This window comes from Chryseobacterium sp. FH2, assembly GCF_001045455.1.
Lineage (GTDB): Bacteria > Bacteroidota > Bacteroidia > Flavobacteriales > Weeksellaceae > Chryseobacterium.
In genome coordinates this window covers 1-9214 of the sequence record NZ_LFNE01000024.1, presented here as the reverse complement: position 1 = coordinate 9214, position 9214 = coordinate 1, and the positions used below count along the sequence as shown (strand labels likewise).

The following is a 9214-nucleotide window of genomic DNA, read 5'->3' as shown; positions in this document are numbered from 1 at the left end:
TTTACAGATGCAACATCTGCATTTTCATTAAATATAACACCATATTTTTCTGGCTCATTATTGATAATCGGAAAACGTTCTCCTTTTATTCCACTTAAAATTTTCTCCATAACTTTAAGAGTAATATTGGTTTTCGTCAGACTCAGCCTGTTGTTCAATCTGGTTAACTCCGTTTATCCGTGTAAAATTGATGTTTTGTGATAAGCAAAGTCTACTTATCAATAGAAAAAAATTTCGTTTCATTGTTGTATTTTTATTGTACCGAAAGTACAAAAAATTATAAAATTAAAATATTGGTGTTCCGAATTTTAGAACATCTTTAGATTGGCTACGGAATTTTGTCTATATCACTAGTACTCTTCTCAATGAGTATTCTTTTTTTGAATTTATTTTCAACCATTGGAAAACAAGAGAAATTATAAGAATGCTTTTTTATTTATGTGATTTTTTTTATAAAATTTCGGTTAACTGAGTACCTTGTAAAATTAGAAGAGGACTTTCTGATTTGTTTTTCATCACTGATTTTCCTTTTCCAGCAAGGTAATATATGAAGATGGTGAAACCCCGGTGATATCTTTAAAAACTTTTGAAAAAGCATTGGCTGAGGAGAAACCGGTTTCTTCAGCCAAATAACTGACTTTGTATTTCCTGTATTCCGGAGCGTTTTCTATTTTGTCCACCATATAATTGATGCGTAGTGTATTAATATATCTGCTGAAATTATCAGATTTATGCTTTTTGATGACTAGAGAAAGATATTTGGTGTTGGTATTAAGCTGGGTAGCTATTTTTCCGAGTGTAATTCCTCTTTCATTGTAACGGCATTCTTTTTCAAACGTTTCCAGTCCTTTTAGCAGCCTGATTTCGGTTTCCTCACTGAGGTTCTCGCTTTTCGGTTCCTCTGCATTTTCTGTTGTTTCAGTTTCACCGGAATATTTTTCCTCTGAAGCCCTGTTTTTTCGGAATGCCTCAAAAGCAGCTCTTTCTCTCAGATGCTTTTTTCTTTGCATGGTCACTATAATGAGCAGTGCTATTATAACAATACCCAGCCCGATAACTGCTTTATAAAAATAGGAAGTAATCGATTTTTTTTCTTTGTTTTCGTTCTTCAATAATTCGGTAGCGGTATCAAGTCTTGATTTTTGCTGTTGATTTTCCAGTTCCAGATATGCCGACTTATATTCTTTCAGTTTATTTTTATCATTTTTAGCCTGGTATAGTGTGATAAACGCAGAGTAAAGGTCTTTTTCCTCGTTAAGGAAATTATTTCCGGAAAATAATTTTTCTGCTTTTTGAAGGGAAATTTCTGCGGAATCCAGTTGGTTAATTTCCAGGAAAAGCTGTCCTTTGTTTAAGAAGGCATTTCCTGCCATATATGCATTTTTTCCTTTATTAATAGCCAGTAATTTATCAAAAGTCCATAAAGCAGAATCTTTTTTACCAGCCTCTCTGTAACACATTCCAAGGTTTCCATATCCTACTACGCTGTATTTATCCCTGTTTCCCTTATTCTTTATTTCCAGATAGGCAGATAAAGCTTTCTTTGCATAATCAAGATAAATCTGTATGCTGTCTTTACTGTTTTCCTTTACATACATCAGGTAAGAGTACAAATTCCCTAAATGTGTTTTTTCTATATCGCCAGCAGGTTTTCTGACAGCATTTATTCCTTTTTGAATATTTTCTTTAGCAAGGTCATTCAGCCCAACCAATCCATATTGTTGCCCAACCAATCCGAGCATAGCGGCAGTTTCAGATTTATATCCGTATTTTTCTGCCAGCTCAGCAGCGTTCTTAGCATATTTCAGTGTATTTTGAGTATCACCTGTAGCAGAATAATGATAGGCAATGCCTTCGTAAGCCCGGATACTTACAAGATGAAGCTTTTTCTTTTCTGCCTGGTCAATGAGAGCCAATAATTCTTTCTGTGCTGCTTGAGGATGAGTTTTTATTTCTGCCAGATGCCGTTCTAATTTTTTCTGATATGAATCAGGAATCTGTCCTTTAAATTTTAAAGGAAAAGCCAGGACAGAAAATAAAATCAAAAGGTACTGCAATTTCATAATTGGTCGAATGATTACAAAGATAGAGTAAAGTTCATTTTTTGAGTACCCTGAAAAAGAATTAAAGGATAAATTCTATAAAATCAGACTTACATGATTCGGAATTATGTAGAATAATTACGGAATACCGCATATATATGGCTTGTAAGCATCATTTTATTTATGTCATTTTGTAGTCAGAAAAGCAATGATGGAAGCATCCCATTATAATTGAAAAGATTTTTAAACACAAATGTATCTGTAGATTTTATTACAAACCTCCCATATGTCTGTGAGCATGGTTTTAAATCAAGATAAAATAATTAATCAAATTAGTTAAAACAATGAAAAAAAGTTTATTAAGTTTAGCATTATTGTTTGTATCAACAATAGCAACAGCTCAAGTTGGTATTAATACCGAAACACCACAAGCTACATTGCATGTAGCGCATACAACAGGAATTGCTGCTCCTGATGAATTTAAAATTACCAATGCCAACGGGAATATGGATATGGTGGTCGGTACTGACGGACGGGTAAGTATAGGAGGCAGAAGAAGTATCGGTTCTACTGCAAATTGGGAAAGACTTTATGTTATTGATACCATAACCACAAATGCTTCGAGTGGCAGATTTATTGGATCTGACGGAAACAGGTTGGCTACTTTTGCAACAAGACTTATCCCTACCTCAAATTTAGGCGGAAGCTTTATAATGTCAGGAACAAATGCTTATGTCGGGTTACCCTCAGAGTTTGGATTTTCTGCCGGCAGCTATGCAATTGGTTCATCGAGCAGGGTGGAAAAGAACGGCTCTGCGTTTAATGACAGATTAGTTGGATCAAAAGCTTCCGTTGATATAAGTAACGGAACAGTAGATAATGCTACAGGAATCAATGGTGAAGTGTGGATGAGAGGTACCGGATATTCAGATAATATTTATGGGAACAGAAGCACTGTGCTTATTGGTAATGTTCCGTTGAAACAGCCCAATGTAACGGCATATTTATCAGCCCTTACCGCAAGTACAGCCGGCAAGGTTGGAAGCTATTATGCTTACACTTCTCAAACCACTATAGAAGCTCCAGCTCAAACCCAATATGTGGATAATGCCTATTCTTTCTATGTTCACGAGTCTATGGAGAATAGAATTAATGCTACCAATGGGAAATGGGCTTTCTACAACAATGCCAATATCCCGAGTTACTTCAAAGGCAAAATAGGAATCGGAACCAAAGCGCCAACTGAGATGTTAGTCATTGAAAATGATGGTGGCAGTGATGAAAAAGACGACGTTAGAATTAAAACTTTTTCCAGCACCGGAAGCACTCCTTCACTTCAGGTAATGAGGGCAAGAGGATCGGCAGCAGCACCAGTCGCTCTGCAAAATGGTGACAGCTTGGGGGGATTAGGGTTTATAGGCTATCTTTCTACCGGCTTTTCTACTCCTATGGGAACAGGTATCACCAGCTTATACAAAGGAAATGGAACTACTTACCTTACCAATCTGGAATTTAAAACATCAAATAAAACACAGGCGTTGATATCTGAAGATGGAAACTTGGGTATAAATGCCGGAGCAGCCCCAAAAGCTAAGCTGCATGTGATAAAAGGTATATCAGATATTACTCCGGTAATTGTGACAGGACTTCCAAGTTATACAACTGAAGATGCAGGCGTGACTGATACAGCACTGCCCAGCGGTGGCCTATACAAAGTAAATGGTTCTAATGTACTGTATGTAAAGCCGTAAATTTTAGTTTTGCAAAAATGGTTCTATAGAGAAGTCGTGGATTTTAGGAATCGCTCATAGCGGTGCGAAAAGCTTAGAACCTAAAACAACCTTATACAAATGGATAGACAAATACAAGAAGTAAAACCGGATTATAAACGTATTTATTCAGATATTCTTAAGGAAAAGTATCCTGAAAAAGAACACAATTGTAAATCATTATTAAGTAAAAAGAATTTATCCGCAATAGATATTATTGAGCTCAATCAAAAAATATTCGGATTAGCAGATAAAGAAGCAGAAGTGTTTAACCAAAAGCATCGTTCCTACGACAAAATAGATATTTTACAAATTTTAGCTTATCAGAAAAAACACAAATTAAATAATAGTCAGTTGGCAAATTATTTTAAGCTCAGCAGAAATACTGTTGCCAAATGGAAGAAGATGTTTTTGGTATAGAATATAAACCCTAAAAAAAGATTAGCCTGTAGTAGACTAATCTTTTTTAAGCTGTATTATGAATTTTTTGTTTTCTTAGACACTTTGTGGAAAAGTATGAATAAGATTATAAAGTATTTCATTTTATTTATTTTCAGTTACAATTCCATAATATGATTTTACATCATTTTGCATAATGTTCCATTGCCATTGAGTGAAAATATTTACTTTCGATGAATAATCCGTAATATTGAATGTAGATTTCTCTAAATCTTATTTATACTCTTTACTGTAAACCAACTTCCCATTATCCCATTTTTCTTTTTTGATAACTTTTCTATTTTTATCATAATATTTCCAAATCCCTTGATACTTTCCTTCTAAAAATTCACCTTCTGCATAGGTATAAGGAACAAGAGTAGGATTATCATCTCCTGTAGTTTGATAGTAGGTAAAAAGTGCTGTTTTTCCATCAAGTATATTACACTCACAATCTATTTTCCAACAGTATAAACTATCTTTATTCTTTTTTAAATCTTCCAATTTTATATAATTAAATAATCTTAGTAGTTTTTTAGCTTTTTTAATTCCTTGTTTTGGGGGGAATTTTGTGGTTTTTCTATTTTTTGCTGTGCACAAGAGTTTATAAAAAAAAGTATGAATAAGATTATAAAGTATTTCATTTTATTTATTTTCAGTTACAATTCCGTAATAGGATTTTACATCATTTTGCATAATGTTCCATTGCCATTGAGTAAAAACATTCACTTTGGAAGAATAGTTCATAATATTGAATGTAGATTTCTCTAAATCTTATTTATACTCTTTACTGTAAACCAACTTCCCATTATCCCATTTTTCTTTTTTGATAACTTTTCCATTCTTATCATAGTATTTCCAGATATCATTATATTTCCCTTTCTTAATAGATCCTTCAACATATAAACTATATGCTTTACCAGATTCATTAGAAAAATCTGTATCAGTAAAAATGACTACATCTCCATCAATTATTCTGCATTTTAGATTATTATTTATACAATATAAACTGTCATTGTTTTTTTTTAATTCATTTAATTTTAGTATATAAGTAGGTAAAGCATCTTTAATTTTATCTATTTTACTTTCCCCCGATTTAGGCGGTTTTTCAAATTTTTGCTGTGCACAAGAAAAAGTAAATCCTAAAGTTAAAGTTATATAGATGATTAATTTCATATTTATTTATTTTCAGTTACAGAGCCATAATAAGTTTTCACATCATTTTGCATTATCTTCCATTGCCATTGGGTATAAATATTTGTATTAGTAGAATAGTTCATAATATTTAAAGTTGATTTTTCTTAAACTTTATTTATATTCTTTCCTGTAAATCAACCTTCCATTATCCCATTTTTCTTTTTTTATGACTTTTCTACTTTCATCATAGTATTTCCAAATCCCTTGAAATTTTCCTTCTAAAAATTCTCCTTCTGCATAGAGACGTTCAGTTACACTTGCATTGTCTCCTCTAGCTATTTGGGGACTATAGAGTTTAATTTCCCCATCAATGACTTTGCATTTACCATCAAGATAAAAGCAATATAAGTTGTCTGCATTTTCCTTTAATTCACCTAAATTTAAAATAAGATGACCTCCTTTTTGGTTTGGTAAAGATTTTTTAGGTTTTATCAATTTATATCTTGGAGGCTTTTCTATTTTTTGTTGTGCACAAGCATAAGTAAATGAGCAAATTAAAAGTAAGTATATAATTATTTTCATTTCTATTATTTATTATCAATCATATTACCATAATAATTTTTAATATCATCTTGCATTATTTTGCACTGCCATTGAGTATAAATATTTACCCTAGATGAGTAATCCATTATATTGACAGTTGCTTTCTTAACGAATTTATATTTATTGCTTTTGTAAACATTTAAATTATCTTTAAAGTCTTTTTCATTCTTTTCATTCTTTTTAATATATCCTCTTATTTTTTCATTAGTGGATTTTGTTTCGGTAATTTTATCATTGCTCTTTTTAATACCATCATTTTGTTCTTTAATTTGAGTATTTATCTTTCCTTTTTCTTGAGGAGTTTTACTGTAATACTCTGAATATTGTTTTAATTTATCATTGAGGATTTTAATATTATTTTGATAAATTTTAATATTATTTTGTTCGATTTTTATGTTATTTTCATTGTGTTTGATTGCATCTTCATATTCTTTTTTATTTTTTTTGTTGTCTTCAATATTTTGTTTAAGTTCATTCAAATGTTCCTCATTTTTTGTCAATTCAGTTGGGTCATAAGTAGGACCATCAACATCTTTCCAAAAAGTATGTTCTAATCCTAATGCATGCGCAATTTCGTGTGCATAAGTAGATTTATCTTTTAAATTAGAAGCAAAAACTATGGCTTCTCTAAAATTGACAGGCTTGGTTCTACTTACACCTCCTTCCTTATCATTAGTATCTTTATTGATATTGGTAATAAACAAAAGTATTCCTTTAAACTTTTTACCATCACCTTCAAAAGCTGTTTTATAATCTCTTAAAAACTTATCCAGGATATGCTCATATTCTGCGTCTTTTACTTCCTCTCCATCATCATCCATATAAGATACTTTTCCGCCAGATGGGTCTTTTCTGTTGGTAAAATAATTTCCTGATTTATCATAAAACGTTCCGCTCCAAGCCGTTTCGTCAAACGCAATGCGGTATTTGCTGTCTGTTTCTACGGTTGTTTTTATCAATGCCTGATTAAGAGAGTTTTTGTTTAAATAGTCTTCTATCTTTTCACTTTTAAAGCCTGAGATAAGCTGTGCAATTTCCGTCTCTTTATTTGCTGTATCTTTTACAACACAAACAAGCCTGACAGGTAATTCAAACATTTTGGTATTATCTATTACCTTAATTTTACCTATTTCTTTCCCATTCTTATCTACTGCTGCAATTTCAATATCCTTAGAAGGTTTTATACATTTTATGGTAATCTCTTTGGGATTTCCGTCTGGCGTATATTTTATATTTTCATTTTTCTGACCATCAATAATAACTTCATAAAACTCGTTTTTTCCAAATGAAACTTCTCCTTTGGTTATGTCCTCCCCGGAGTTGATAGGTTTACAAACCATATTAAGTTTTATTTCCTGACCTATTTGCATTAAACTTAACCACGGAATATAATAAGGAACTTTTAAAGGAAATTGCTTGTATTCCTTTTTTATTTCATTTTTTAAATTGGGTGTAGCACTTACAGAACTATATTCCTGTTTCATGCTATCATAAACAAACTCTAAATTCGCAATGTCGTCTGTTTGTACTTTTAGTGGGGAATCAGAACTATTTACTTTCAGCCAGTCAAATCCGAATTCTCCATCGTAACTTGGCAAAGGTTCAAATTCTATATATAAATCTATGCCTGTATCAAATTCTATAAATGGTGCTTCTTGATTTGTACCATAAATAATTCCATCCTTGGCATTAAAAATGACTTCTTTGCTTGAAGATATTTCGTAACCTTCTGTAGCATAGATCTTATAGCTTCCTCCTATCTCTTCTATCAAATCTCCACCGATATAAGTTTCTTTACTCATATATTTAATGACTTTTAGATTTTTCCCCCGAATTATGTTGTATTTCTTTTGGCGAATGGAATTCATGATTTTCAGTTGATTGGGTAGAACCTTTTCCGTTAATGGTAGTTTGTTTGTCTTTTTCTATCTTACTTTCCTTATTCCCTTGGATAAACTCGACTACTTTTCCCACAACATTGGTCATAAAATCTATTCCTACAGAAAGATTTTTAAGCATCCCCACACTTTCAGTATGGTTCATTCCAATGCTGTCTGATTTATTCATACCAACACTTGTCGTCATATTTTCCCCAACATTAATATTCATATTCTTACAGTTAAACGTCATTGTTTCGGGAGCAGTAACAGTAATGTTACTTCCTACTGTGTCAAAAATCATTTCGTTTCCGCTTTTGTCGGTCAAAATAATGCTTTCATCTTCCGTGAACTTCAAAATATGTCCGCTTCGTGTATGGATTGCTTTTATTTTGTTATCAGAAGTTCCATATCCGCTTGTTTCTGAGCCATTATAATGCGTTCCCATCACAAAAGGTTTCTCCGCATTTCCTGCTTCAAAACCCACGAGAACCTCCTCACCCATTTCAGGAATGAAATGAAACCCTTTACCTGCTCCGGAGTGGGGTTGTATCAACCGTATCCACGGTGTCATTTGGTTTTTGTCTTCCTGCCACGGGAATTGTACCCTCACTCTTCCCATTCCCATAGGGTCATTGTTGTCCGTTACCCTTGCCGGCTGCTCTTCGCCCTTCGGGACGGCTTCGGTGTCAATATAATGGGCTGCATTAAAATAATCGGGGATACCCACAAATTCGTTGTAATATTGGATACCGCTGTGATAATGACGGATTTCTATAATACGGAAGGTTTCCATCGGTTTGACATTGATGTCTGTGAGTTCAGCTCTTCCGCCGATTTTCAGTTCGGGGTTGTCACTTTTGCCGCGTACCTGCACCAGGTGTTCCCTTCGCTCTTTTTCCAGGCGTACGGCTTCTTCCAGCTCTTTTCCCGAAACCGGGCTGATACCCGTATGGTTAAAGTGCATGTTGGGTTTCTTACTGAATATCTTCTTTGAATCATTCACGGCAATACTCTGGAAAAGGCTTTCCTTGAATTCTGACTGAATGCTGCTGCTGTCTTTCTCTATTTTTGAACCGCTTTGGGCATCATAACCAATGTATTTGAAATCCTGCGCGCCTATTTTCATTTCAAAATCAATGTCCTTTAAATCAATACCCTGTCCGAGCCTGATAATTGGCTGCACTCCTGTTCCGAAAGTGAGCTGCCGGCCGGTGTAATAGAAAAACTCTCCGTGCCGGATTGCCATCCTTCTGATAAACTGGTAATCAGATTCTTTATACTGGACGGTGTAGGGGAGGCTGTGCCGGGTATTGGGAATATCTGTTTTTATTTTCGCTTCCCGGGG

8 protein-coding genes are annotated in these 9214 nt (G+C 33.6%); 2 read left to right on the top strand and 6 right to left on the bottom strand.

All coding sequences use genetic code 11. From position 1 onward, the window contains the following. Positions 1–515: 515 nt before the first annotated feature. Entirely contained in the window at positions 516–2063 is a 1548-nt protein-coding gene (locus ACM39_RS18670; RefSeq protein ID WP_048512569.1) for a helix-turn-helix domain-containing protein, read from the bottom strand. Between the two features lie 323 nt (positions 2064–2386). Between ACM39_RS18670 and ACM39_RS18665 the strand changes: the two genes are divergently transcribed. Continuing rightward, the gene (locus ACM39_RS18665; protein ID WP_048512568.1) at positions 2387–3793 is read left to right on the top strand and encodes a hypothetical protein; all 1407 of its coding nucleotides are present in this window, start codon (positions 2387–2389) and stop codon (positions 3791–3793) included. Between the two features lie 99 nt (positions 3794–3892). Next, complete coding sequence (locus tag ACM39_RS18660) at positions 3893–4231, top strand: hypothetical protein (protein ID WP_048512567.1); 339 nt, start codon at positions 3893–3895, stop codon at positions 4229–4231. A 252-nt stretch (positions 4232–4483) separates the two neighbouring features. On the opposite strand, the gene ACM39_RS18655 is transcribed toward ACM39_RS18660, so the two are convergent. The 5 genes from ACM39_RS18655 to ACM39_RS18635 all read right to left on the bottom strand — a co-directional run. Further along, a complete protein-coding gene (locus ACM39_RS18655; protein ID WP_131701501.1) occupies positions 4484–4753 on the bottom strand; it encodes a hypothetical protein in 270 nt (89 codons plus the stop codon). A gap of 270 nt (positions 4754–5023) precedes the next feature. Next, positions 5024–5425, bottom strand: coding sequence for a hypothetical protein (locus tag ACM39_RS18650; RefSeq protein ID WP_048512565.1), 402 nt, complete (start codon positions 5423–5425; stop codon positions 5024–5026). 132 nt (positions 5426–5557) lie between these two features. Continuing rightward, positions 5558–5968 (bottom strand): hypothetical protein, encoded by a 411-nt coding sequence (locus ACM39_RS18645; protein ID WP_048512564.1) that lies wholly within the window; start codon positions 5966–5968, stop codon positions 5558–5560. 5 nt (positions 5969–5973) lie between these two features. Beyond that, entirely contained in the window at positions 5974–7791 is a 1818-nt protein-coding gene (locus ACM39_RS18640; RefSeq protein ID WP_048512563.1) for a hypothetical protein, read from the bottom strand. 4 nt (positions 7792–7795) lie between these two features. Beyond that, a partial coding sequence (locus ACM39_RS18635; RefSeq protein WP_082140654.1) for a type VI secretion system Vgr family protein occupies positions 7796–9214 on the bottom strand: 1419 nt, incomplete at its 5' end.